This is a genomic window from Achromobacter sp. ACM05, assembly GCF_019218915.1.
Taxonomy (GTDB): Bacteria; Pseudomonadota; Gammaproteobacteria; order Burkholderiales; family Burkholderiaceae_B; genus Achromobacter; species Achromobacter animicus.
This window is the reverse complement of the sequence record NZ_JAHUWQ010000001.1, coordinates 2277088-2301429: the sequence shown is the minus strand read 5'-3', so window position 1 is coordinate 2301429 and position 24342 is coordinate 2277088. Positions and strand designations below refer to the sequence as shown.

The 24342-nt window shown below is 66.6% G+C and carries 19 protein-coding genes, 1 tRNA gene and 1 other RNA gene; 7 read left to right on the top strand and 14 right to left on the bottom strand.

Going from position 1 to position 24342, the window contains the following annotated elements; translation table 11 throughout:
* Positions 1-6 precede the first annotated feature (6 nt).
* Positions 7-1161, bottom strand: a complete 1155-nt coding sequence (gene carA / locus KW836_RS10485) for a glutamine-hydrolyzing carbamoyl-phosphate synthase small subunit (RefSeq protein ID WP_218343186.1) — start codon at positions 1159-1161, stop codon at positions 7-9.
* 235 nt (positions 1162-1396) lie between these two features.
* On the opposite strand from carA, the gene tal reads away from it, so the two are divergent.
* Positions 1397-2350, top strand: a complete 954-nt coding sequence (gene tal, locus KW836_RS10480) for a transaldolase (RefSeq protein WP_218343185.1) — start codon at positions 1397-1399, stop codon at positions 2348-2350.
* 38 nt (positions 2351-2388) lie between these two features.
* Here the strand turns inward: tal and KW836_RS10475 are convergent, their stop codons facing one another.
* Positions 2389-2916, bottom strand: coding sequence for a carboxymuconolactone decarboxylase family protein (locus tag KW836_RS10475; protein WP_218343184.1), 528 nt, complete (start codon positions 2914-2916; stop codon positions 2389-2391).
* Positions 2917-3013: 97 nt separating this feature from the next.
* Here KW836_RS10475 and KW836_RS10470 point away from each other — a divergent pair, with 97 nt between their 5' ends.
* The 4 genes from KW836_RS10470 to KW836_RS10455 all read left to right on the top strand — a co-directional run bounded on the left by KW836_RS10470 (position 3014) and on the right by KW836_RS10455 (position 6877).
* A complete protein-coding gene (locus tag KW836_RS10470) occupies positions 3014-5203 on the top strand; it encodes an ATP-binding protein (protein ID WP_218343183.1) in 2190 nt (729 codons plus the stop codon).
* 25 nt (positions 5204-5228) lie between these two features.
* Positions 5229-5585 (top strand): response regulator, encoded by a 357-nt coding sequence (locus tag KW836_RS10465; RefSeq protein ID WP_224776719.1) that lies wholly within the window; start codon positions 5229-5231, stop codon positions 5583-5585.
* Between the two features lie 10 nt (positions 5586-5595).
* Complete coding sequence (locus KW836_RS10460) at positions 5596-6228, top strand: hypothetical protein (protein ID WP_218343182.1); 633 nt, start codon at positions 5596-5598, stop codon at positions 6226-6228.
* Between the two features lie 73 nt (positions 6229-6301).
* Positions 6302-6877: a biliverdin-producing heme oxygenase gene (locus KW836_RS10455; RefSeq protein ID WP_218343181.1), complete on the top strand. Its 576-nt coding sequence runs from the start codon at positions 6302-6304 to the stop codon at positions 6875-6877.
* Positions 6878-6902: 25 nt separating this feature from the next.
* Here KW836_RS10455 and KW836_RS10450 read toward each other — a convergent pair whose 3' ends face one another.
* From KW836_RS10450 to KW836_RS10395, 12 genes are all read right to left on the bottom strand, one after another.
* A complete protein-coding gene (locus KW836_RS10450; RefSeq protein WP_218343180.1) occupies positions 6903-7697 on the bottom strand; it encodes an ABC transporter permease in 795 nt (264 codons plus the stop codon).
* A gap of 3 nt (positions 7698-7700) precedes the next feature.
* The gene (locus KW836_RS10445) at positions 7701-8510 is read right to left on the bottom strand and encodes an ABC transporter ATP-binding protein (RefSeq protein WP_056570777.1); all 810 of its coding nucleotides are present in this window, start codon (positions 8508-8510) and stop codon (positions 7701-7703) included.
* Complete coding sequence (locus KW836_RS10440; RefSeq protein ID WP_175186418.1) at positions 8503-9543, bottom strand: ABC transporter substrate-binding protein; 1041 nt, start codon at positions 9541-9543, stop codon at positions 8503-8505. The genes KW836_RS10445 and KW836_RS10440 overlap by 8 nt, the downstream gene beginning before the upstream one ends.
* Complete coding sequence (locus KW836_RS10435) at positions 9540-10814, bottom strand: CaiB/BaiF CoA-transferase family protein (protein WP_175126030.1); 1275 nt, start codon at positions 10812-10814, stop codon at positions 9540-9542. The genes KW836_RS10440 and KW836_RS10435 overlap by 4 nt, the downstream gene beginning before the upstream one ends.
* Before the next feature lie 67 nt (positions 10815-10881).
* On the bottom strand, positions 10882-11490 hold the full coding sequence (recR, locus tag KW836_RS10430) for a recombination mediator RecR (protein WP_175126029.1): 609 nt from the start codon (positions 11488-11490) through the stop codon (positions 10882-10884).
* Between the two features lie 21 nt (positions 11491-11511).
* On the bottom strand, positions 11512-11838 hold the full coding sequence (locus tag KW836_RS10425) for a YbaB/EbfC family nucleoid-associated protein (protein WP_056326789.1): 327 nt from the start codon (positions 11836-11838) through the stop codon (positions 11512-11514).
* A 44-nt stretch (positions 11839-11882) separates the two neighbouring features.
* The gene (gene dnaX / locus KW836_RS10420) at positions 11883-14246 is read right to left on the bottom strand and encodes a DNA polymerase III subunit gamma/tau (protein WP_218343179.1); all 2364 of its coding nucleotides are present in this window, start codon (positions 14244-14246) and stop codon (positions 11883-11885) included.
* Between the two features lie 151 nt (positions 14247-14397).
* An RNA gene (gene ffs, locus KW836_RS10415) (signal recognition particle sRNA small type) lies at positions 14398-14495 on the bottom strand.
* A gap of 272 nt (positions 14496-14767) precedes the next feature.
* Entirely contained in the window at positions 14768-18220 is a 3453-nt protein-coding gene (locus KW836_RS10410) for an exodeoxyribonuclease V subunit beta (RefSeq protein WP_218343178.1), read from the bottom strand.
* Positions 18221-18222: 2 nt separating this feature from the next.
* The gene (locus KW836_RS10405; protein ID WP_370632999.1) at positions 18223-20892 is read right to left on the bottom strand and encodes a PD-(D/E)XK nuclease family protein; all 2670 of its coding nucleotides are present in this window, start codon (positions 20890-20892) and stop codon (positions 18223-18225) included.
* A 124-nt stretch (positions 20893-21016) separates the two neighbouring features.
* Positions 21017-21175, bottom strand: a complete 159-nt coding sequence (locus tag KW836_RS10400) for a hypothetical protein (RefSeq protein ID WP_175126025.1) — start codon at positions 21173-21175, stop codon at positions 21017-21019.
* Between the two features lie 23 nt (positions 21176-21198).
* Positions 21199-22404: an MFS transporter gene (locus KW836_RS10395; RefSeq protein ID WP_175126024.1), complete on the bottom strand. Its 1206-nt coding sequence runs from the start codon at positions 22402-22404 to the stop codon at positions 21199-21201.
* A 350-nt stretch (positions 22405-22754) separates the two neighbouring features.
* On the opposite strand from KW836_RS10395, the gene KW836_RS10390 reads away from it, so the two are divergent.
* Positions 22755-22829, top strand: a tRNA-Arg gene (locus KW836_RS10390).
* Between the two features lie 310 nt (positions 22830-23139).
* Positions 23140-24342, top strand: a complete 1203-nt coding sequence (gene pbpG / locus KW836_RS10385) for a D-alanyl-D-alanine endopeptidase (protein ID WP_255595223.1) — start codon at positions 23140-23142, stop codon at positions 24340-24342.

The window sequence follows — 24342 nt, the reverse complement described above, 5'->3', positions numbered from 1 at the left end:
CAGTCTTTACTTTTGGCCGGACATCAGGCTGATGAACTTGTCGAACAGCTCGAGGATGTCGTGCGGACCCGGGCTGGCTTCGGGGTGACCCTGGAAGCAGAAGGCCGGGCGGTCGGTGAGCTCGAAGCCTTGCAGCGTGCCGTCGAACAGCGAGACGTGCGTCACGCGCGCATTGGCGGGCAAGCTGGCTGCGTCGACACCGAAACCGTGGTTCTGGCTGGTGATGAACACGCGCTTGGACGCGAGGTCCTGCACCGGATGGTTGGCGCCGTGATGGCCGGTCTTCATCTTGACGGTCTTGCCGCCCACCGCCAGGCCCATGATCTGGTGGCCCAGGCAGATGCCGAACACCGGCAGCTTCTTGTCCAGGAAAGCGCGGGTGGCGTCGATGGCGTAGTCGCAGGGCTCGGGGTCGCCGGGGCCGTTGGACAGGAACACGCCGTCGGGATTGAGCTTGAAGACGTCTTCGGCGGAGGTCTGGGCCGGCACCAGCGTGATGCGGCAGCCACGGTCGGCCAGGAGACGCAGGATGTTGCTCTTTACGCCGTAGTCATAGGCGACCACGTGGAACTTGGACTGGTCGGGCGACGTGAACCCGCCTTCGAGCTGCCAGGTGCCTTCGGTCCAGCCGGTGCTTTCCTTGATGGACACGACCTTGGCCAGATCCTGGCCGGCCATGCCGGGAAAGCCGCGGGCGAGTTCAACGGCGCGCTCGGCGTCGGAACCCACGAGGATGCACGCGCCCTGGGCGCCCTTTTCGCGCAGGATGCGCGTGAGCTTGCGGGTGTCGATGCCGGAAATGGCAACGATGCCCTGCTCGGTCAGGTAGTCGGGCAAAGATTGCGTGGAACGGAAGTTCGACACGCGGGCGGGGCAGTCGCGTACCACCAGGCCGGCGGCATAGACGCGATTGGATTCCACGTCTTCGGCGTTGACGCCGGTGTTGCCGATGTGCGGATAGGTCAGCGTGACAATCTGACCGCTATAGCTGGGATCGGTGAGAATTTCCTGGTACCCGGTCATCGCGGTGTTGAACACCACTTCGGCAACGGTATGGCCAGGCGCACCGATCGACACGCCTCGAAAAATGGTACCGTCCGCCAGAGCCAGAATTGCAGGAGGGAAGCGGTTGATCCCCTCGGGAAAGAGTTGCGGCAGCACAGTAAACCCCGGTTTTAGAATCGATAATCAAACCTTCGGATTATACCTCGAGCGGCCGTTTTTCCCGGAGAACCGCGCCAAATAAGGCCGAAACCGGGTTTTTCGGCCGTTTTGCCGCGCCGTTGCGCGGCCTGCAATCAGCGCCCCTCGCCCTTGCGGCGGACTGCGGGCCGGCAGCGTCGGTGATACGCTAGCAGCACCTTCAACCCTAGCCAGCTGCGAGTCGTATAAGTCCATGCCCAGCCAACTTGACGCCCTGCGTGACCACACCACCGTTGTTGCCGACACCGGCGATTTCGAAGCCATGAAGGCGTTGCGTCCCACGGACGCGACCACCAACCCGTCCCTGATTCTGAAGGCCGTCCAGCAGGACGCCTACCGCCCGCTGCTGGAAAAGACCGCGCGCGAGCACCGCGGCGCCTCCACCGCCGAACTCATGGATCGCCTGCTGGTCGCCTTCGGCCGCGCGATTCTGGACATCGTGCCGGGCCGCGTGTCCACCGAAGTGGACGCCCGCCTGTCCTTTGACACCCGCGCCACCATCGAACGCGCCCGCGGCCTGATCGCCCTGTACGAAGCCGCCGGCATCCCGCGCGAGCGCGTGCTCATCAAGATTGCGTCCACCTGGGAAGGCATCCAGGCCGCCCGGGTTTTGCAGTCCGAGGGCGTCCGCTGCAACCTGACCCTGCTCTTCTCGCTGCCCCAGGCGGTCGCCTGCGCCGATGCGCACGTGCAGCTCATTTCGCCTTTCGTCGGCCGCATCTACGACTGGCACAAGAAATCGGCCGGCGCGAACTGGGTCGAAGACGACAACACGGGCGCGCGTGACCCGGGGGTTCAGTCCGTCACCAATATCTACCGCTACTACAAGCACTTTGAAATCCCGACCGAGATCATGGGCGCGAGCTTCCGCAACGTGGGTCAGATCCTTGCGTTGTCCGGCTGCGACCTGCTGACGATCAGTCCGGACCTGCTGAACAAGCTGGCCGCCACCGAAGGCGACGCGCCCGCCCAGCTTCGCGCTGACGACGCGCGCGGCGACATTGCGCGCATCGGCGCGGACGAAGTGACGTTCCGCACGCTGCTCAATGACGATGCGATGGCCAGCGAAAAGCTGTCCGAGGGGATCCGCCTGTTCGTGGCCGACGCCATCAAGCTGGATGCCCTGATCGACGCGCAGCGAGGCTGAGCCAGTGCGGCGCGCGGTTGCTGTCCGCGCGCCCTTGCCTAGCGGTGATCGTGAGAGTGCACCTGCAGCGCTTCCAGGAACCGCGATACCATGTTGTACGCGGCGACTGTCGCCGTCAGCTCTACCACCAGCTTTTCCGACCCCATGGCCGCCCGGACGGCGTCGAACACCGCCTCGGGAACCTGCACGTGACGCGTCATGGCGTCCGTGTAGGCCAGCACCGCCCGTTCGCGTTCGCTGAACAGACCCGAGGTTTCCCAAGCATCCAGCGCGTCCAGCTGCGCCTGGGATACGCCTTCCTTCAACGCGATCGGCGCATGCTGGTCGGCCTCGTAGGGCGCACCGTTGATGGCCGCCACCCGCATGATGACGAGCTCGCGCAGATCGCCCGGCAACGTGCTGAGCTGCCGGATCGACGTCAGGTAATTCAGCCAGCCGCCGGCCACCGCGGGACTGTGCAGCAGCATCTGATACAGATGCAACACACTGCCCCGCTGCGCGACAATGCTTTCCACCAGGGGCCGTGCTTCGGGATGAGTCAGATCAGCGTAGGGCAAACGGGCCATGCGAACTCCGGAAGGTAGAGGGCAGCAAATGCACACATTCTCACAATATCTTTGACATAATGGCAACACACTTGCGCGTCCACGGTATCTCACTCGCATGAATGCGCCCACCGAATCCTACCCCCAACTCACTCTCGCCAATTGCGACAGCGAACCGATACACATACCGGGCGCCATCCAGCCGCTCGGGGCCCTGCTCGCGTTCGATCCCGACGGCACGCTGCGTTACGCCAGCGAGAATGCCGCCCAGTTGCTCGACACCTGCCTGACGCTGGACCAGCCTTGCGCGCCTGAGGCGTTGCCGCCGGGCCTTGCGTACTGCCTGTCCACTTGGCTCGGCAACCCCGACCCCATTTTCGATCCGCTGACCATCACGCTGGATCGCGCCACCTATGACGTGATCGGCCATCGCAATGTCGATGGGCTGACGATTGTCGAACTCGAGCGCCGGGCCGACGGCGTCGGCATTGCCGCGCCCGAGCGCATCTACCGCAGCATCGAGCGCGTGCGCCGGCAGCGTGACATTCCCGCGCTCCTGGACAGCATGGTGCGCGAAGTGCAGCGCGCCACGGGCTTTGACCGGGTGATGGCGTATCGCTTCCATCCCGACGACAGCGGCGAGATCGTGGCTGAACAGCGACGCGCCGACCTGGACGACTGGGTGGGCCGCCGCTATCCCGCCGGCGACATTCCGGCGCAGGCGCGCCGGCTCTATACGGTAAACACCCTGCGCCTGATCGCCGATGCGACCTACCACCCGGTGCGCGTGCTGAGCGCCCCTTCGCCGGATCCCCAACCGCTCGACTTGAGCTTCTCGGTCTTGCGCAGCGTGTCGCCCGTCCACCTGGAATACATGGCGAACATGGGGGTACGGGCGTCTATGAGCCTGTCGCTGGTGATCGGCGGCCGCCTGTGGGGCATGATCGCCTGCCACCATCACACGCCGCGGGCCGTGCCCTACCCCGCCCGCCTGGCGTGCGAGGCGATGGCGCAGGTCGTTGCGGCCACGGTGTCCGGCATCGAAGCCAATGAGCGGGCCGAGCAATCCCGCCAGAACGCCGCGCTGGTCAGCAAGCTTGTCGAGCGCGTTTCAGCCTCTGAAAACGTGCATCAGGCGCTGTCGCAGGGCGGCGATACGCCGGCCTCGCTGGTCCCGAACGATGCCGCGCTGTGCCTCTGGAGCAACAGCGTCACGGTGTTTGGCGGCATTGCGCCGCGCGGCGAACTGGCGGGCATCCTGAACGCGCTGGACCAGAGCGGACAGCGCGTGGTGCACACCACCAACATCGCGCGCGACTACCCCGAATTGCAGACCGAAATCGTCCCGTATGCGGGCCTGCTCGCGTGCAAGTTTGACCCCATGAACAATGGCTGGCTGGTCTGGTTGCGCAAGGAGCAGATCGAGACCCTCGTGTGGGGCGGCAAGCCGGAAAAGCAGTACGCGGTCGGCAGTCTCGGCCCGCGGCTGACCCCGCGCGGCTCGTTCGAAGCCTGGCGCGAGGTCGTACGCGGGGTCTGTCTACCCTGGCTGCCTGGGGAGCTTGAGGCCGTGGACAACCTGCGTGACGAGCTCTCGCACATTTCGACCAGCCGCGCCGCCGACGTCGACCGCGCCCGCACCGCGCTGCTGGCCATGCTGGGCCACGACCTGCGCGACCCGCTGCAATCCATTTCCATGGCCGCGACCCTGCTGTCCCGCACCGATACCGGCGCGCGCATGGGCGAGCGCATCCGTTATTCCAGCGGCCGGATGCAGCGCCTGATATCGCAGGTGCTGGACCTGTCGCGCCTGCAAGGCGGCCTGGGGCTGGGCATTGAAAAGCGGCTGTGCGACCTGTCGGCACTGGTGAACGGCCTGATCGAGGAAAAGCGCCAGGCCTACCCCGGCCTGCGCATCGAACCCGACGTGCCGGACGGCCTGACGCTCATGGCCGATACCGACCGTATCGCGCAGGTGGTGACCAATCTGATGGGCAACGCGCGTCAGCACGGCGCGCCCCGTCAGCCCATCATGGTGACCGCCGCAAAAACCGATGACGGCATTACGCTCAGCGTCATCAACCATGGCGGCCCGATTGCCGAAGACGTGCTCGCGCACCTGTTCTCGCCCTTCAAGCCGGAATCGGTGGGCCAGTCGCGCAACCGCTCCGGCCTGGGGCTGGGCCTGTACATTGCCGAGCAGGTCGTTCGCGACCACGGCGGCGACATTGCCGTCCAATGCCGCGACGGGCTCGTCATCTTCACGGTCACGCTGCCCCGCGCCATGCCTGAAGCAACCCCCTCTTGAACCTGGGAGACATAACTTGAACGAAGTGCGCGCCATGCGGGTCCTGCTGGTGGACGACAACGAAATGGGATCGGAACTGCTGGCCGAGTTCCTGGCGCTTTCAAACCTGGAGACGCGGTGCGCCGCCACCGGGGCCGAAGCCCTGGAGCTGGTCAACACGTTCGCGCCGGATGCCGTGCTGCTGGACATCCTGCTGCCCGACATGGACGGCTACGAGCTGGCCAAGCGCCTGCGCGAACGCGCCAACCCGCCGCGCATCTATGCGCTGAGCGGCCTGGCGCGGCACGAACGACGCGATGCCATCAACGGCATCTTCACTGGATGGATCGAAAAGCCGGCGGACCCCGACGCGCTCCTGGCCATTCTGCACGAGGCCAACTGACGGTTCTTTCATGATGCAATCCGACACCCTTGGCCTGCTGGCCGCAAAGGGCGTGCAGCTCAAGGTGCTCAGCCAGATCTTCCCCGTGCTGCGCCATGAAGTGCTGGGCCCGCTGTCCAGCGCCTCGCTCGCGGCCGCCATGCTGCGCCAGGCGCCTGAAGGCACCACCGGCGAAGCCGTCCAGCAACGCTGCGAGCGGCTTGCCGGTGACCTTTCCGACATGCTCGACGAAAGCGTGGGCGTGGTGCGCGAGCTGGATGGTTGGCTGAGCGATGGCGGCGCCATGACGTCCAGCGGCGACCTGCTGCATGACTGCCGCAAGCTGATGTTCTCGCACCTGCTGCTGGCGAGCCACGGCATCCGCTGGCCCGAGCAGGTGGCGCACGCGGACGTGCCATTGTTCAGCACACGATATCTGGTCCTGGCATGGCTGTTGTGCCTGTTGCCGCTGGTGCCCGCGGATGCGCAGCTCGAAGTGGACGCGTCCGAGCCCGGCGTGTGGCGTGCCCGCGTGCCCGAAGGCGCACCGGCCTCGGACAAGCCGCCGGCTTTTGATCCGCAGGAAATCGAGCTGCTTGCGTCCGCTTCGGGCTGGCGGCTGGAGCGTCAGGATCGCTGCTGGTCGCTGCATCTGCCGGCGTAACCCGCCGCCGTAATATCACCGGCTTGATGTCGCCGGTTTAACCGTTCCACCAACTCTTCACGTCACGAACCCCATGATTTCTCCCGTCCACCAAGTGCTGCGCGATGGCACCCGCGAACGTCACGAAACGCTGGACCAAGGTTTGGCGCTGGCCGAAGACCACGTTGACCGCGGTCATTATCTGGCCTATCTGCGCGCGCTGCTGGGATGGCTGGAACCGTTGGAGCAACAGCTCTGGCAACTGGACTGGCCGGCGTCGCTGCGCGCCGCTGAGCGGGCCGGCAAGACCGCCTGGCTGCATGAAGACCTGAAGGCGGCGGGCGACCCCGCGCCCGTCGTGCATTGCGCACAGCCGCCGCAGGTGGCCGCGCCCGACGCCTACGCACTGGGCGTCGCGTACGTGGTCGAAGGGTCTCAGTTGGGCGGCCGGTTCCTGGTCAAGCGTCTGCAGGCGGTGGCGCCCGACCTGCCCCAGCGCTACTTGCGCGGGTATGGCGAACAGGTGGGACCGTTGTGGAAGGAGTTTCTGCTGCACCTGGACAGCGAGGCCGGCGCGCGGGGCCGCGAGGAACAGGCGCTGCAAGGCGCCCGCGACGCCTTCGACAGCCTGACCAACTGGCTGCGCAGCCAGGGCGCGCTGCGGGCCTGAGCCCGGCAGCGCGACGCACGTCGGATTACAGCTTTTCGGTTTCGCCCGACTTGGGCTGCCACTTCATCAGGCGCTTCTCGCCGACCCCGACGATCGTATCCAGGATCAACGCAAACGCCGTCAGCACGATGATGCCGGCAAACACGGTGTTCACGTCGAACGTGCCTTCGGCCTGCAGGATCAGGTAGCCGACGCCGCTGGCCGAGCCCAGGTATTCGCCGACGACCGCGCCCACGAACGCCAGACCCACCGACGTGTGCAGGCTGGAAAACACCCAGCTTGTCGCCGACGGCAAGTACACATGGCGCAGCAGCTGGCGCTTGCGTGCGCCCAGCATGCGGGCGTTGTCCAGCAAGGTGGGGCTGACTTCCCGCACGCCTTGATAGACGTTGAAGAACACGATGAAGAACACCAGCGTCACGGCCAGCGCCACCTTGGACCAGATGCCCAGGCCGAACCACATGCCGAAGATGGGCGCCAGGATGACGCGCGGCATCGAGTTGGCTGCCTTGATGTAGGGGTCCAGGATTGCGCTGGCGCGCGGCGACAGCCCGAGCCACAAGCCGAAGGCCAGGCCCGCGATCGTGCCGATGAAGAACGCCAGCACGGTCTCGGTCAGCGTCACGGCCAAGTGGTTGTAGATGTCGGCGTTGGTGACGAACCACGCCCAGATGCGCCCCCACACCTTCAGCGGTTCGCCAAAGAAGAAGGCGACCTTCGGATCGCGCGACGCAAAATGCCAGACGGCCAGGATGACGACGAGCAGCAGCAATTGCCAGACGCGCAGGCTGCCGGAACCGGATTTGTTCAGTTTGGGCATGGCTCAGGCTCGCTTCTGTTGGGCATAGCCCTTGAGCACTTCCTCGCGCAGCACGCCCCAGATGGCGGCATGCAGCTCGACGAAACGCGGGTCGATGCGCACTTCGGCCACGTCACGCGGACGCGGCAGATCGATGGCAAATTCTCCGATGGGATGGGTGCCCGGACCGGCGGACAGGACGATCACGCGGTCGCTCATGGCGATGGCTTCGTCCAGGTCATGGGTGATGAACAGCACCGCCTTGCGCTTGGCCATCCACAGGTCCAGGACCTCGTTCTCCATGAGCTGGCGCGTCTGGATGTCCAACGCCGAGAACGGTTCGTCCATGAGGATGATGTCGGGGTCGCGGATCAGCGTCTGCGCCAGCATGGCGCGTTTGCGCATGCCGCCCGACATCTGGTGCGGATAGCGGCCCTCGAAACCGCCCAGACCAACGCGGCGCATCCATTCACGTCCGCGGTCCAACGCCTCGGCGCGGGGCACGTTGGCGAACTCCAGGCCGGCAATGACGTTGTCCAGCGCGCTGCGCCAGGGGAGAAGCGCCTCGCCCTGGAACATGTAGCCCGCACGTTCGTTGATGCCAACCAGCGGCTGGCCAAAGACCTTCACCTGCCCCGACGACGGCGCCAACAGGCCGGCGCTGACGTTGAGCAACGTGGACTTGCCGCAACCGGTCGGGCCCACCACGGACACGAACTCGCCCGGCGCGATGGCCAGGGTCGTGTCGCTGACCGCGGTGTAGCGCTGCGACCGGTCGTCACGCGAGACAAAGGTGCAACTTATGTTTTCCAGCGACAGCGCGGCTTCAGCCATTGGCATACTTCTCGTTGGCGCGGCGCGCGAAATCGTTGGTCCACACCTTCGACGGATCGACCTTCGAGCCGTTGAAGTCAGCCTGGTAGGCGGCCAGCGCCTTGAGCGCGGTGGCCGCGCCGTCTTCGGGGATCATGCCGTCCGGCGACAGGCCTTCCATGCTCTTGCCGAGCGCGGCCTTGTAGATGGCCGGATCGCCCAGCAGGTAGGTTTCGGGCACGACCTTGGCGATTTCCTCGGGGCCAGCCTTCTGAATCCACTTGTCGGCGCGCACGATGGCGTTGGTCAGCGCCTGGACGGTGTTGGGATTGGCGTCGATGAACGTCTGCGGCGCATACAGGCAGCCGGCGGGCATGTTGCCGCCGAAGATTTCCTGCGTGTCCTTGAGCGTGCGCGTGTCGACGATGATCTGGATGTCGCCGGGCATTTCCAGCATCGAGACCACCGGGTCCGTGTTGGAGATGGCGTCGATCTGGCCGCTGCGCACGGCAGTCACCGCGCCCGCGCCAGCGCCCACGCCGATGAAGGACACGTCAGAGGCCTTCAGGCCGTGCTTGGCAAGGAAGAAGCTGACCACCATGTTGGTGGACGAGCCCGGCGCGGTCACGCCGATCTTCTTGCCTTTCAGGTCAGCCGCGCCCTTGTAGCCCGGGATGTTTTTCTTGGAGACGCCCACGCCGATCATCGGCGCGCGGCCTTGCAGCACGAAGGCGCGATAGGCCTGACCCTTGGAGTGCATGGACAGCGTGTGCTCGAAGGCGCCCGAGACCACGTCGGCGCTGCCGCCCACCACGGCCTGCAGGGCCTTGGAGCCACCGGCAAAGTCCGCGATGCTGACGTCCAGCCCTTCGTCCTTGAAGTAACCGCGCACCTCGGCGATCGTCAGCGGGAGGTAATAGATCAGCGGCTTGCCGCCGACTGCGATCTGGACCTTGGTCTTTTCAAGCTTCTGCGCGCGCACGATGGCAGGGGCCATGCTCATGACGCCGGCAGCGCCGGCGATCTTGAGCAGTTCACGGCGGGTGACTGTCATTGCTTTGTCTCCTGGTTGTCGGATATTCCGATAGCGCCGGTCTTCGCCAGCTTGTCGATAGCCGCTGAATCATACCCCAGCGATTTCAGGACTTCCTCGGTATGTTCCCCTAATTTCGGGCCCACCCAGCGCGTCTGGCCAGGTGTTTCGGATAGCTTGGGAACCACGCCCGGCAGCTTGACGGGACTGCCGTCTGCCAGGCGATGCTGTTCGATCATGCGGCGCGCAAGGAACTGCGGATCGCTGAACATGTCGGCCACGCTGTAGATCTTGCCGACCGGCACGTCGGCGCGCTTCAGGGCTTCGAGCGCCGCTTCGATACCGCGTCCGTCGCACCATTGCTGGATGGCGCCGTCGATCTCTTGAACGCGCCGCGCGCGGCCGTCGTTGCGCACCAGATCCGGATCCTCGGCCAAGTCGTCGCGGCCGATGGCCCGCATCAGGCGATGAAAAATCGCGTCGCCGTTGCCGGCGATGACGATGTTCTGGCCGTCGCGCGTGGTGTAGGTATTCGAGGGCACGATGCCCGGCAGCGCGCCGCCGGTGCGCTCGCGCACCACGCCCGCCACGTCGTACTCGGGGACCAGGCTCTCCATCATGTTGAAGACGGCTTCGTACAGCGCCACGTCAACCATCTGGCCCTGCCCTGCCTGGCATTCGTCGCCCGTCTTGCCGTTCCAGCGGCCGCCGGTGGCGTCGCGATGGCGCAGCGCCATCATCGCGCCGATCACGCCGTGCAGCGCCGCGATGGAGTCACCGATGGAGATGCCGACCCGCAGCGGCGGGCGGTCGGGGTGGCCCGACACGTAACGCAGGCCGCCCATGGATTCACCGATGGCGCCAAAGCCGGGCTGATCCTTCATGGGGCCCGTCTGGCCGTAGCCGGACAGGCGGACCATGATGAGCGCGGGATTGATGGCGCGCAGCTGCTCAAAGCCGAGCCCCCACTTTTCCAGGACGCCGGGGCGGTAGTTCTCGACCACCACATCGGCGTCCAGCGCCAGCTTGCGGGCGATCTCTTGCGCACGCGGGTCCTTCAAATTGAGCGCGATGGATTGCTTGTTGCGGGCCTGCACCGTCCACCACAGGGAATTGCCCTCGTGCAGATGGCGCCAACTGCGGATGGGATCGCCGCCGCCCGTGCCGTCCGGCCCGTGCGGGGTCTCCACCTTGATGACGTCGGCGCCGAATTCGCCGAAGATGCGCGCGGCGAATGGGCCGGCGATAAGCGTGCCGAGTTCCAGGACTTTCAGTCCGGTCAGCGCTGACATGGATTGTCTTCCTCACATTGATTGCCCGGCCGATACGTTGCCGGCGGGCGTTCTGGTACCGCGAGCGTCAGGTGGTCTTGCGCTCCATCAGCGCCCAGGCGATGGTGCCGGCGTCGACGTATTCGAGCTCGCTGCCGGCGGGCACGCCACGCGCCAGGCGCGTGACCCGCAGGCCGCGCTCGCCCAGGGCCTCGCCCAGGAAATGCGCGGTGGTCTCGCCTTCGGCCGTGAAGTTGGTGGCCAGGATGACTTCCTGCACCACCCCATCCGTCGCGCGCTTGATCACGCGCTCGAAATCCAGTTCACGCGGACCGATGCCTTCCAGCGGCGCGACCCGGCCCATGAGCACGTAATACAGGCCACGGTAACCGTGGCTGGACTCGATCATGTTCTGGTCGGCCGGCGTTTCGACGATGCACAGCAGCGAGGGATCGCGCTTGACATTGGAGCAGGTGGCGCAGACCTCGTCTTCAGAGAAGCTATTGCAGCGCGCGCAGTGCTTCAGATCCCGCACCGCGCCGGCAAGCGCCCGCCCCAGCAGATCCGCACCCTGCGGATCATGCTGCAACAGGTGATACGCCATGCGTCGGGCCGATCGCACGCCCACGCCGGGCAGGCGCCGCAGCGCTTCGATCAGCGAGACCAGCGGCTCGGGTTCGGGCAGTAAGGGATCCATTGCAACCTACGGCAGCGGCAATCAGAACGGCAGCTTCATGCCCGGGGGCAGCGGCATGCCGGCAGTGACGGACGCCATCTTTTCCTGCGAGGTGGCTTCGGCCTTGCGCAGCGCGTCGTTGAACGCGGCGGCGACCAGGTCTTCCAGCATGTCCTTGTCGTCGGCGAGCAGCGACGGGTCGATCTCGACGCGCTTGACGTCGTGGCGGCAGGTCATGGTGACCTTCACCAAGCCACCGCCCGAGGCGCCTTCGACCTGGATGTCGGCCAGCGCGTCCTGCGCCTTCTTCATGTTTTCCTGCATCTGCTGCGCTTGGCGCATCAGGCCGGCGAGTTGTCCTTTCATCATGATGGGAGCTTCCTTGAACGAGGGGAATGAGGTTGGCCGCCGCGTCAGGCGGCGGCCGCTGAATCAACGTGGCGGATCGAGCCAGCAACGACGTGGCCGCCGAAATCCGACAGCAGCGCTTGCACGAAGGGATCGTCGGCGACGGCGTTTTCGGCCGCGAGCTGGCGCGCCGCGCTCTCGGCCTGGGCCACGGCATACGCCGTGGCGTCGCCGGTGACGCCAACCTGCACGTCCAGCCGGATGCCCTGCCCGAAATGTTCGCACAGGACGGTCTGCAGGCGCACGCGGCTTTCGCTTTCGGCCAGGGTCTTGACGGCCACGCGCAGGATGATGGCATCGCCCTGCACGCCGGCCCATTCGCTCTGGCGAGCCAGTTCCGATGCCAGGCCCGTCACGGGCAGGCGCGCGGCCAGCTCGGGCCAGGACGCCGAGTCCATGTCCGTCAGGCGAGGCGCACGCGACTGGCGCTTGCGCGCGGGCGCGGGGGCATCGCGGCGAGCGGCGGACGGCGCGGGTGCGGGCGACGGCGACGTGGCCAGCGTTTCGAAATCGTCATCCGGGTCGGACGTGAAGCCGCTGTCGGGCATGAACCCGCCTTCGGCTTCAAAGGGAATTTCTTCGTCGACCCAGGACGGCGGGCCGTCGGTGTCGCCCATTGCCGGGGCGGACGCGGATGCCGGAGCGATCGCGGCGGCGGCCGGTGTCACGGCCAGGGCAGCGGCGCCTTGCGATTTGGCGGACGGGGCGTGAGGCGCTGCGGCGTCGGGAGGCGAGGTGTCGGCGGTCGGGGCGTCGGCGGTCGATGTGTCAGGCGTCGATGCGTCGGCGGCCGTTACGGCGGGCCCTGCTGCGTTGCTCTTCGGGGCATCGGACGCCGCTGCGCCCGCGTCTGCATTCGCGGCGTCCGGCGGCAGGTCTTCCCAGGGGGGGACGCTGCTGCTGTCTGCGGATTGCGGGACGGGCGCGGCTGGCGATTGCGGCGATGCGACGGCGGCGGGCTGCGCGCGCGCGGCAGCGACGGCGGCGGGAGATTCCGACGGCGCGTCAACAGATGCGGACGCTGCTGCGGACGCGGACTCTGATGCGGATGCCGGCGCCTCGTTGCGCGACGCATTGTCGTCGGCGGCGTTGCTCGCCGAGGCATTAACTGCCTCGGGATGGTTGACCGCTGCGCCGGACACTGGCGGAGCGACTGCGCCGGCGTCGGGCGCAGACGCGGCAGGCTGACCCGCGCCCGAAGGCGCTGCGGCGGCGATGACAGCAGCGGGTTCCGCGGTCTGACGCGCGGGCGCGGCGGGCGCTTCCAGCGCGGTCTGCGGACCGGCGTCGCCATTGAGCGCCAGCATGCGCAGGCACGCCATGATGAAGCCCGCGTATTCGTCGGGCGCCAGCGTCAGTTCGCCGCGGCTGTGCACGGCGACGGAGTAGAACAGTTGCACGGCATCCGGATGCAGCGCCTGTGCAAGCCGGGCGATGTCGCCGGCCAGCGGATCTTCGGCGGCGGTCACGCCGGTCACACGCTGCTCGATCGCCACGCGCGAGAGCAGCACGGCCAGGTCGGCCAGCGCACCGGCATACGACAGTCCGCGAATCGCAAGTTCGTCGGCCACGGCCAGCACGCCCTTGGCATCGCCCGAAGACAGGGCATCCAGCAGGCGCACGAGATGGCGTTGGTCGATGGTGCCGAGCATGCCGCGCACGGCATCTTCGGTAAGGTTGCCCGCGCTGTAGGCGATGGCCTGGTCGGTGAGCGACAGGGCGTCGCGCATCGAGCCCGACGCCGCCTGCCCGATCAGCCGCAGGGCCGGGATTTCAAAGCCGACGTCTTCCTGGCCGAGCACGGCCTGCAGATGGCCAACGATAGAGTCGGCCGGCATCTGCTTCAAATTGAATTGCAGGCAGCGCGACAAAACCGTCACCGGGATCTTTTGCGGATCGGTGGTGGCCAGGATGAATTTGACGTGCGGCGGCGGCTCTTCCAGCGTCTTGAGCATGGCGTTGAACGCGTGCCCGGTCAGCATGTGGACTTCGTCGATCATGTAGACCTTGAAGCGTCCCGCGCCCGGTGCGTAAACCGCCTGCTCCAGAAGCTGCGTCATTTCCTCGACGCCGCGGTTGGACGCGGCGTCCAGCTCAAGGTAGTCGACAAAGCGGCCCGCATCGATCTCGGTGCAGGCGCGGCAGACGCCACAGGGCTTTGAGGTGATGCCGGTTTCGCAGTTGAGCGATTTGGCCAGGATGCGCGAGAGCGTGGTCTTGCCGACGCCCCGGGTGCCGGTGAACAGCCAAGCGTGATGCAGGCGTTGCGTGTCGAGCGCATGCGTGAGCGCGCGCACCACGTGATCCTGTCCCACCAGGGTATCGAACGATCGCGGCCGCCACTTGCGGGCCAATACCAGATAAGTCATGGCTGGATTGTAGAGCCTGATTGTTGAACCCGTTGATCGAGCGGGCTGGAATGCAAAGGGGACGGGCTTATTCCCGTGGAACGAATCCTTGGAAAATAACCCCGTCCCCTGTGAAAGCGAAGTAGCAAACGCTACAGCTTTGAAGAATCCGGTTGGCGAGCCTTACTCCGGCACTGACCCTAAACGACTATGGCTGCTTCGTTCCCGACCTGACCAGGTTCACCGTCGAACCATGCGAAGGGGCCCGCCAGCCGAGATTCTAGCAGAGCTGCGCTTCGCGCGCTCGCTAGCCTCTCGGCTGGCGGGCCCCGGGGGGCAATATGTGGGCCCCCTCCCCGGCCCTCCCCCCGAGGGGGAGGGGGTGGGGGTCTTGCTTCGCTTGCCCCCCTTCGGCTCGCTTCGCTTTGCCTTGCCTTGCTTTGGGTGCTGCGCTTTCTTTGTTGGGGGGCGTTGCTTCGCTTGCCCCCCCTTCGGCTCGCTTCGCTTTGCCTTGCTTTGCTTGCTTGGGTTTTCGCTTCGCTTTATTCCATCAAATCTATCCACGCCTTTGCGCGGGGGAAGTACAGGGCGGCTCGGGCGCTGCGGCCATCTAGGGCTGTGACCTGGGTGCAGTAGCGCTGCAACTGTTCACCGTGGCGTTGGCGCATTCGGGTGGCGAAAGCGGGTGCGGACTCGCCGGGGTGAGGTCTGCCCGTCTTGTAATCGACGATCAGCCAGCCGTCTTCGGTGCTTAGGGCCAGGTCGATGACCGACACTTTGCCCGCTGCATCGATGAGGGGCCACTCTCGACGGGCGCCTGACTGGGATAAGAGCCATAGGCCGCGTTCGTCTGCCAGGGTGGCTTGCAGGGTTTCCAGGACGGCTTCGGCGGCTGCGTCGGCTTGGCTGGCGGGGATGCCTGCTCGGGTCAACTGACGGCGCATGGCCGGTAGGCGGGGGGTTAGCGCTTCGGGGGGCCACGCGTGTATGCCGTCCTGGCCGATGCGGGCCAGCCATGCGTGGGCCAAGGTGCCGATGGCGGCGTCGTAGCCGGCTTCCAGTTGCCACGCGGGATGTTCGGCGGCTTCGCCCCATGCGCCTCGGGTGGCCGTGGCAAAGCCGGCGCTCATTGTGATGTTCGATTGGCGTTGCAGCTGCGCGAGGCCCGCGCTGTCGATGCGGCGCAGGGGTTCGCCTTGCCATTCGGGGGCGTCGCCCTCCTCTTGGATCGGCTCGCCGTTGAGCGATGGCGGGACGGGTGGGGTCAGGCAGGGCCACAGGCGGCCTAGCAGGCTGGCTGCGGGTGGGGTCTTGGTCTGGCCGGTGGCTTCGTCGATCGATACGTGACCGACCAGGTGCAGGCGCTTGCGGGCTCTTGTGGCGGCGACGTAGAGGAGGCGGTCGATTTCGTAGGAGGCGCGGCGGGCTTCGCGGGCGCCCAGATAGCGGGAGACGGGGTCTGCCTCGGTTTCGGCACGGGGTTTGACCGGGCCGAAGAGGACGCGGCCGCCGCTTTGTTCGAAGCGCACCAAAGGCGCCTGGTCGCCGCGCGGCGCGCGGTGCAGGCCGTACAGGATCACGGTTTCGAACTGCAGGCCCTTGGACTTGTGCATGGTCATGATTTCGACCGCGCCTTCGTCTTCGTCGGCGGCGTCGGGGGCCGCGAAGAGGCGGGAGATGCCGGCGTCCAGTGCAGCCACGTCAATGCTGCCGTGGGGGGCAAGGCGTTCGACCAGTTGGAACAGGCTTTCTGCGTCGTTGGCGACGGACAGGCCGGCGTACAGGCCCGGTCCGCCCAGCCGGCGCCATAGCGACTCCACCCATGCTGCGAACGGCATTGCACCGGAGGCGTTGCGCTTGTCCAGCAGCACGGATGCGACTTGGCGCAGGCGTGCGAACTCGTCGGCGCTAAGCACGCTTTGCGCCGACGGCGCTTCGGGTTCGGATGCCGGCGCATCAAAGAGCGAAGCTTGCGGGTCTGCCGACGCAGCGGCCGTGGCGGCGGGTTGCGGCACAATGCGCAAGGCGCGTTCCAGCAGCACAGGTATCGGCGTGATGTGGTCGTCGCCAAACAGGCGCTGCAGCGACGTTAGCGTCAGGCCGCAATAGGGCGCGCGCAGCACGGACAGCCAGGCGAGGCGGTCGGCGGGATGCGACAGCGCGCGCACGAGCTGGACCAGGTCGGCCACGACAGGGCGCAGCGCCAGCGGCACGAGGTCGACCGCGCGGGAACGGATGCCTTCCTGCGCCAGCCGGCGCGTGAGATTGCCGAGGTGGCTGCGGGCGCGCACCAGGATGGCGACGGGGTGCTTGGCGCCCTTGTGGTCGGTGAGGGCCTGGCGCACCAGTCCCACCGCGATGTCTTCGGCCTGCTCTTCGGCGGGCGGCGCGCCCTCGCGTGACCAGGCCGGATGAAAGCGCACGGCGGGGTCGGGCAAGGCCGGATGAAAGGCCGTGGACGGGCTGTAGGCGATGGCGCCTGCGGCGGCGTCGCTGCGACGGGGCAGCAGGTCGACGAACGACTGGTTCACCCAGTCCACGATGCCGGCTTGCGACCGGAAGTTGTCCGTGAGGTTCAGGAAGTCTGGTTTGACCTCTCCCACGCCGACGTCGGCCACTTCCAGGAACAGGCCGACCTCTGCCTTGCGGAAGCGGTAGATCGACTGCATGGGGTCGCCCACCAGGAACAGGCTGCGGCCGTCGCCGGACTGCCAGCCTGCCGTGAGCGTGCGCAGCAGGTCGAGTTGCGTCTGGCTGGTGTCCTGGAATTCGTCGATGAGCAGATGGCGGATCGAGGCGTCCAGCTTGAGCAGCAGTTCGCCGGGATCGTCGGCGCTGCCCAATGCGGCGGCGGCGCGCTGGGCAATTTCGATGAAGTCCACCTCGCCCTTGTCGGCGAAGCGCAGTCGCAACTGCGCGACGGCGAGCGCGAGCGTCATGAGCTGCGCGCCCAGCACTTCCCATTGCGCATCGGTGAAATGCGGCGCGGGGATATCGCGGACGGCGTGCAGGCGGCGCACCCACGCGCCTTGCGCGTCGGCGCCTTCAAGCCAGGCGACGAAAGGTTCCTTGTGCGCGCATTTGGCCGGGAACCCCAGATTCTTGTTGACCGTCTTGCGCAAGGAGCCGGTGCCGGTCAGCAGCAGATGCGCGACGGCGCGCCAGGCGTCCAGCAGTTCTGCATCGGGCTGCAGTTCGTCAGTCCAATCCAGCAATGCGGCCAGCTTGTTTTCGTCTTCGCCGTCCTGCAGGTTGGCCGCGGCAAGCCGCGCGGGGCCGCTGAGCGAATCGCACCAGCCGTAGGGCATGGCGGCGCACAGGGCATCGAGGTCTTCGCCGATGGCTTCGGCCAACGTGGCCTCCATGGCCTCGCGGTCGGAGCCGTGGCGCAAGAGCGGCAGCCATTGATCGCGCTGGCCCAGCATGTCGGCGATGGCGTCCTTGGCCGCCTGCACGTCGACATCGAGGTGGCGCAGCAGGATGCGCACGGCCTCGTAGTCGTCGGCGAGATCCAGCGTGGCGCGCGCCGCGGCCTCGTAGTGCGAACGCGCATCGTCCGTGATGTCCGGCATGCCGCCCAGCTCGGACAGCCACGGCATGCTGCGCACCAGCCCCGCGCAGAACGAGTCGATGGTGCGAATGGCAAGACGCGCGGGATGCTCGAGCAGATGCCAGCCTTGTTCGGCATTGCGATCGAGCGCCGCGCGAGCGAGGTCCCAGCTGCGGCGTTCGTGGGCGGCTGCGGGCGGCGCGTCCAGGCCACGGCGAAGCTTGCTCAGCACGCGGGCATGCATCTCGGAGGCTGCCTTGCGCGTGAACGTGATGGCGACGATTTCTTCGGGCCGGTTCACCGTAGCCAGCAGGGCCAGGATGCGGTCGGTCAGGAGTTCGGTCTTGCCCGACCCCGCAGGCGCCTGGACCAGAAAGGAGCGCGCGGGATCGAGCGCTGCGGCGCGCGCGGCGTGGTCATGCGGAAGGCGATCTTGTTCGGCCATGGTCATGCGTCCTCGTCGTCCAGATGCAAGCGCAGGAACGGCAAGGCATCACAGTATTTCAGATCGTCGCGCCGGTACGCGACATTGGCCGCATAGCCGGCGACGTATTCGTCGGCCAGCGACTCGATAGCCACGCGCCAGCGTTGGCGGATTTCGGGCCAGGACAGGCCTTCGAAGAATTTGCTTTCGCTGGCCAGCGTAACGCCCGGCATGCCCAGGTCTTCGTCGGCCAAGCCTTGTGCGGCGACTTGCCGCGCGTGGATCTGCGCAAGCACCAGGCCCGCCGCTTCCCCGCCGGCGGCGTCGGCCAGCACGGACGCGTAGAACGGCAACTGCACGTTCACGGGACGGCTGCGCGACCAGTCGGGCTCGGGCTTGGCCGCGGCCACGCCGGTCTTGTAGTCGACGATGACGTTGCGGCCATCGGGCAGGCTGTCGATGCGGTCCAGCCGCAGCTTCAGGTTGAGCGCGCCACGCTGCCACTGATGGTTCTTTTCGACCTGTGCGACCGCGAACGGCATGCGCTGCGCTTCGAGGTCGAGCCACGACGCCAGTACGGCCTGGGCACGCTGGCATTCCAGCGCCCGCAGGGCCGGTGCGTATTCCTTGAGTTCTTCGTCAGCGGCCTGCGCCACGGCCTGCTCCAGCAGCGCCGGCAGGCGGCCTGCCGCAAGCTGTTCGTGCAGCGCATCCTGGTCGGGCATCATGCCCCACACGATTTCGAGCGCCTTGTGCAGGAACTGGCCGCGCACGTTCACGGTGGCGGCGTCGGCATACGGCGCGAGCTCGCGCCCGCCGAGACGGTGGCGCACGAAGGCCCACAGCGGATTGCGCGCCTGCGTGTCCAGCACATCCAGCCCGCCCCCGCCACGATTGCCGGCGGCCAGCGGCGGCCCTTGCGAATCGTCGAGCGATTCCTGCGGCAAGGCGGCCTGCGATTCGGCCATGACCGGCGCCCAATCGGTGAGGGGAAGCGCGGCGATCAGCGGCGACGGGCGCAATTCGCGTTCGCCATCCATGTGCGCGTGGCTGACGATGATGCTGGGCGCACAGCGGCAGAGCGCGGCGTACATGCCTTCCGCCCATTCGCGTTCGCGCTCGGGCGTGGCGCGTGGCGCCCTGGCCTGACGCAATACGGCCAGGGGCAGCAGCGGGTTTGGCTTCGGCGATGCCGGCAATACGTCGTCCGTCAGGCCCAAGAGCCAGACACCATCCCAGTAGCCGCCTTCGGCTTCCAGCAAACCCAATACGTCCAACCGCGCGAGCGGGTCGCGCTGCGGCTGGAACGAGGATGAACGCGCCACGCTTTCCAGCAGGTTCACCGCCGCCAAGCCGCCCAGACGGCCCGCGGCCGGCGCCAGCGCCGAAAAGCTGCCGAGCGCATCGCCAAGCGCACCCATGACCTGATAACCCACACTGTCCAGCGGCGCTTCGCCGGGGAAGCCCAGGGCCGTCAATGCGGCCTTCATGCGCAGCATCCAGACATCGCACGTAGCCTTGTTGCCGCCTTGCGTCCAGATCTCTGTGGCGTGGTTCCATGCCTGCGCCAACAACGGTATGTCCGCGAGCAGTTTGCGCCATTCCGGCAAGGCTACGTGCAGCTTGCCCTGGCGCCGCCAGCGCGCGTCAATGGCCGCAAGACGCGCGCGGTCGCGCACGTCGCCGGCGCAATGCCCTGCAAGCAGCGCGGCGCCCAGCACGTCGACGCCACATCCCTTGCCGGGCGCGCATTCGGCCAACGCCCGCAGCCACGCCAACGCCGCGCGCGCCATGGGCCATTCGTCGAGCGGGCGGCCCACCGCCACGTTGAACGCAAGCGCCGGCGCGCCGTCTCGCCCGGCCAGCGCCTGGCTGAGCACGCGGCGTGCAAATGGGGATTCGGCTTCAAGTTGCGGCGAGACGATGGCATAACGGCCGGCGGGGTTGGCCTTCAATTGGCTGGCCGCCCAGGCCGCGGCGGCGCGCCATTCAGCGCCTTGGTCTGCGGCTTCGAAGCGATGCGCCACCGCTTGCACGCGCTGCGTGTCGCGCCATTGCGCAACATCCGTGCCCTGCGCCTCGAACGCGAGCAGCAGGCGCTGAAAGCGCGGTGAGATGTCCGTGAATCCGGCAAGCACCAGTTGCCGCGGCGTGGCGAGGCGGCCGGCTTCAAGCGCGCGCAGCACGCGCGCATAGCCCTGGTTCGCGTCTTCGGCGTCAATGCCGGCGAGGGTCTGGCGGTAGCGTTCGCGCCATCGCGCAAAGCCGCGGTATTCGTCGGTATCCGCGCCGGAAGGCACCTGCAACGCCCATTCGTCCATGAGCAGGTCGGCATCCATCGACAGCCGGGCAGCCTGGCTGGCGTCCAGCAGGACGCGTTCGGCTTCTTCGATGCGGATGGCTTCGGTCCAGACGAGCTGTGTGGCGAAACTGTCGAGCCGGTAGGCAGGCACGTCTTCGTCGGATTCGAACGCGAGCTCGTTGGCGGATTCCGCAAGCCAGGCGGACAGCGGCAGGATGCGAGGCAATTCGCTGACCTGACGTTCCTGGCGCAGCAATCCGGCGAGCTCGAGCGTAAGGCGGCGCGACAGGCGATTGTTCACCGTCAGCACAAGCGTGTCCGCCGCAGGCAGACCAGCGATGTCTGGCAACGAGAGATCGGAGTAGGTGGGCGCTGCGTCCTGCATGGTCATCCAAGGGCGCGCGCGGCAGGCGCCACGCGAAGAAAAAGAGATGAAAAAGGCGGAGAAAAATCTCCGCCGTAGGATACCGCGAGCCGGCCGGCAAAATGCGCCGGTTGCGGTAAGCCGAGCCCTGTCAAAACCCGCAGAGTGCGGCCAGGTTTTCCCAGTGAATCTGCATCTCTGGCGTGGTGTACCCCCAGAATGCAAGCCCCAACACGGCAACCAACGCCAGCACGCCCACGGCGCGCCAGCCTTTGCGGCGCGGGGCTTCGGGGTTCGGGCTGGCGTTCATGGCGCGGTTCCGGGAGGTCGTGATCACGCCGTTGCGGGCTGAGCCGGCGTCACCGGCTGTTCACGCACGGGCAGGCACAGCAGCGCGGCGATGACCGCCAGTGCAACGCCCAGCCACCAGACCAGGTCATAGCTGCCGGTCTTGGCGTAGGCGTAGCCGCCCAGCCACACGCCGATGAAGCTGCCCAACTGATGGCCGAGGAACACGATGCCCGAGAGCGTGGCCGCATAGCGCAGGCCATAGATCTGACCGATGAGCCCCTGCGTCAACGGCACGGTGCCCAGCCAGAACAAACCCATCCATGCGGCAAATACGTACAACACCCATGGCGTCAGCGGCACCGAAAGCAGCAACAGGATGCCGAAGGCCCGCATGAAGTACACCACCGCCAGCAGCCGCTTCTTGCTGTACTTGCCGCCGAGTTTGCCGGCGTAGAACGACCCCAGGACGTTGAAGAGGCCGATGAGCGCGATTGCGGTGGCGCCCTGCCCGGCCGTCAGCCCGCCGTCGGTCACATAGGCAGGCAAATGCAAGGTGATGAACGCGGTGTGAAAGCCGCAGACGAAGTAGCTCCAGAACAGGAAGTGGAACGACGGATGCCGCACGGCCTGCTTGATGGCGGTGGCCAGCGATTGCTGGGGACCCGTGTGCGCTTGCGGCCGGCCGCGCAGGAAATACGCAAGCGGTGCGGCACAAGCCACGAAGAGCGACAGCACCCACAGCGCGCCGGTCCAGTCCAGACCGCTGATGAGCAGTTGTCCGGTAGGCACCACGGCAAACTGCCCCAGCGAGCCGCCCGCGCTGGCAATGCCCATCGCCGTGCTGCGATAGGCGGGCGGCACGGAGCGCGCGACGACGGGCAGGATGACGGGGAACGTCGTGCCCGCCTGGCCCAGCCCGACCAGCACGCCGGCCGTCAGATAAAGCGTGGCCTCGTCGGTGGCAAAGCGCGTGCCGATGAGGCCCAGCATGTACAGCAGCGCGCCCAGGGCAATCGTGCGGCCCGAACCGTAGCGGTCGGCCAGCATGCCCATGAAGATACAGGCCACGCCCCACACCAGGTTCTGCAGGGCGAAGGCCATGGAGAACACTTCGCGGCTCCAGCCGTGCGTCAGGCCCATCGGCTGCATGAAAAGGCCAAAGGTGGCGCGCACCCCCATGGCAAGCAGCACGACCAGGGTGCCCAAGGCAATGGTGCGTGCGGAAATCGTATCGGTTTGGCTAGACATGAAACCCGTGTCTGGTTGTTTTTGGGTTTTCGCCCCCTCCTCGGGGCGGCCCCACGCGGCGGCGGGACTCAAACATCATATACAAGTCGGCAGGCGGGCCCGCGAATACCCGCGTTGGCACGACAAGCTTCGCGGACGAGGCGTTTGCGAGGCGCAAGTCAAAGCCCAATGATTTGGGCGTTGCCCCGCCTGCTGATAGACTTGCGTCCTGCTTCGAGGCCCGCGTCCGCAGTGCTAAACTTCGGCTCGCAAGTTCCGCAGCAATTTCAAGGCCTTAGTGCAGTAGCGCGCCCATGCTGGCGCCCGTTTGCCGCCCTCAGTGCTGCAAGCGTCTCGCGCACCCCGCCCCGCTCGCCGTAGTTAAATGGATATAACCGGCCCCTCCTAAGGGTCAATTGGTGGTTCGATTCCACCCGGCGAGGCCACTCAAGCCTCGGCCTTGCGCGCCGTTCCTCCTCAAAAAAGTCCACCCATTCAGCCAGATGAGGGTTAATCCGGGCTACGCTCTTGCGCGCTGCGCGGTTAGCTTTGCGACTTCTGACATGTGACCAATTGCTGCTGCGTCAATATGTCACTGATATTTTTTTCGGTAAACGTCGCAAATCGCCTTGCGTGGCACTTGAAATTGCTGTTTAAATTCGACGCGTAAGCCCATAATTCATCTGGACTTTTCCTGATCCGACGAAACGCCGGCTTAAGAAATATTTGTTCACAGACCGACAAGCCTGCTCAACCATGGCCTTTTCCTGGAAACGTGCAATTGCGAAAGCCCTAGCGCCTGCCGCGCTGGCGGTGTGCGCGCTCCTGCCCCCTGCGGCACAAGCAGCCAAAAATTCCGATCCTTGCAAGACAAACGCCAAATCGGCGGCCTGCAAGGCGCAACAAGCAAAGAAGGCCCCCGCGCCCAAGGCGGGCTCGGGCAAGAGCGCCGCTGCCAAGCAGGCCGCGCCGTCCGCCAAGAAGGCGCCACCCAAATCCTCTTCGGCCAAGAAGGCCCCGCCCAAGAGCGGCAAGCAGGTTGCCGCGAAAGGCACGCCGCCCAAGAAGGCGGGCGCGTCGGGTAAGAGCGGCAAGGGTGGCAAGGCGGACAAGGCCGCTCGCGGCCGGCGCGTTGCCGCAGCCGGCGCTGCCAGCGCCGCGATGCCGCCGCCCGCCGCCTCGGCCCGCGCCGAAGCGGCCGCGCTGCGCTCCAGCACCGCCTATGTGCAAGACCTGGAAACTTCCACGGTCATCTTCGCCAAGAACGAAAACGTCGTGCGCCCCATTGCTTCGATCTCGAAGCTGATGACCGCCGTGGTCGTGGTGGACGCCAACCTGCCGATGGACGAAATGCTGGAGATCACCGACGAGGACGTCGACGAGCTCAAGCACACCACGTCGCGGCTGCGCGTGGGCACCAAGCTGTCGCGCGGCGACATGCTGCACCTGGCGCTGATGTCTTCCGAAAACCGCGCCGCGAACGCGCTGGGCCGCCACTACCCGGGCGGCCTGCGGGCCTTCGTGGCCGCCATGAATGCCAAGGCGCAATCGCTGGGCATGACCAGCACGCGGTTCATCGAACCCACCGGCCTGTCCAGCAACAACGTGTCGTCGCCGCATGATCTGGCGCGCCTGTTGCGCGCGGCGTCGCAGCGTCCGCTGATCCACCGCTACTCCACCGACACGGAGTACGAGGTCGAGATCAACAACCGCACGCAGACCTTCCGCAACACCAACCTGCTGGTGCGCAAGCCCGACTGGGACATCAAGGTGTCCAAGACCGGCTACATCAACGAAGCGGGCGAATGCCTGGTGATGCTGGCGCGTATCAACGGCCGCGACCTGGCGATCGTGCTGCTGGATTCGCAGGGCAAACTCTCGCGTATCGGCGATGCCGTGCGCATCCGCCGCATCGTGCAGAGCGAAGTGGCGATGGCGTCGATAGGCGCCGGCGGCTGA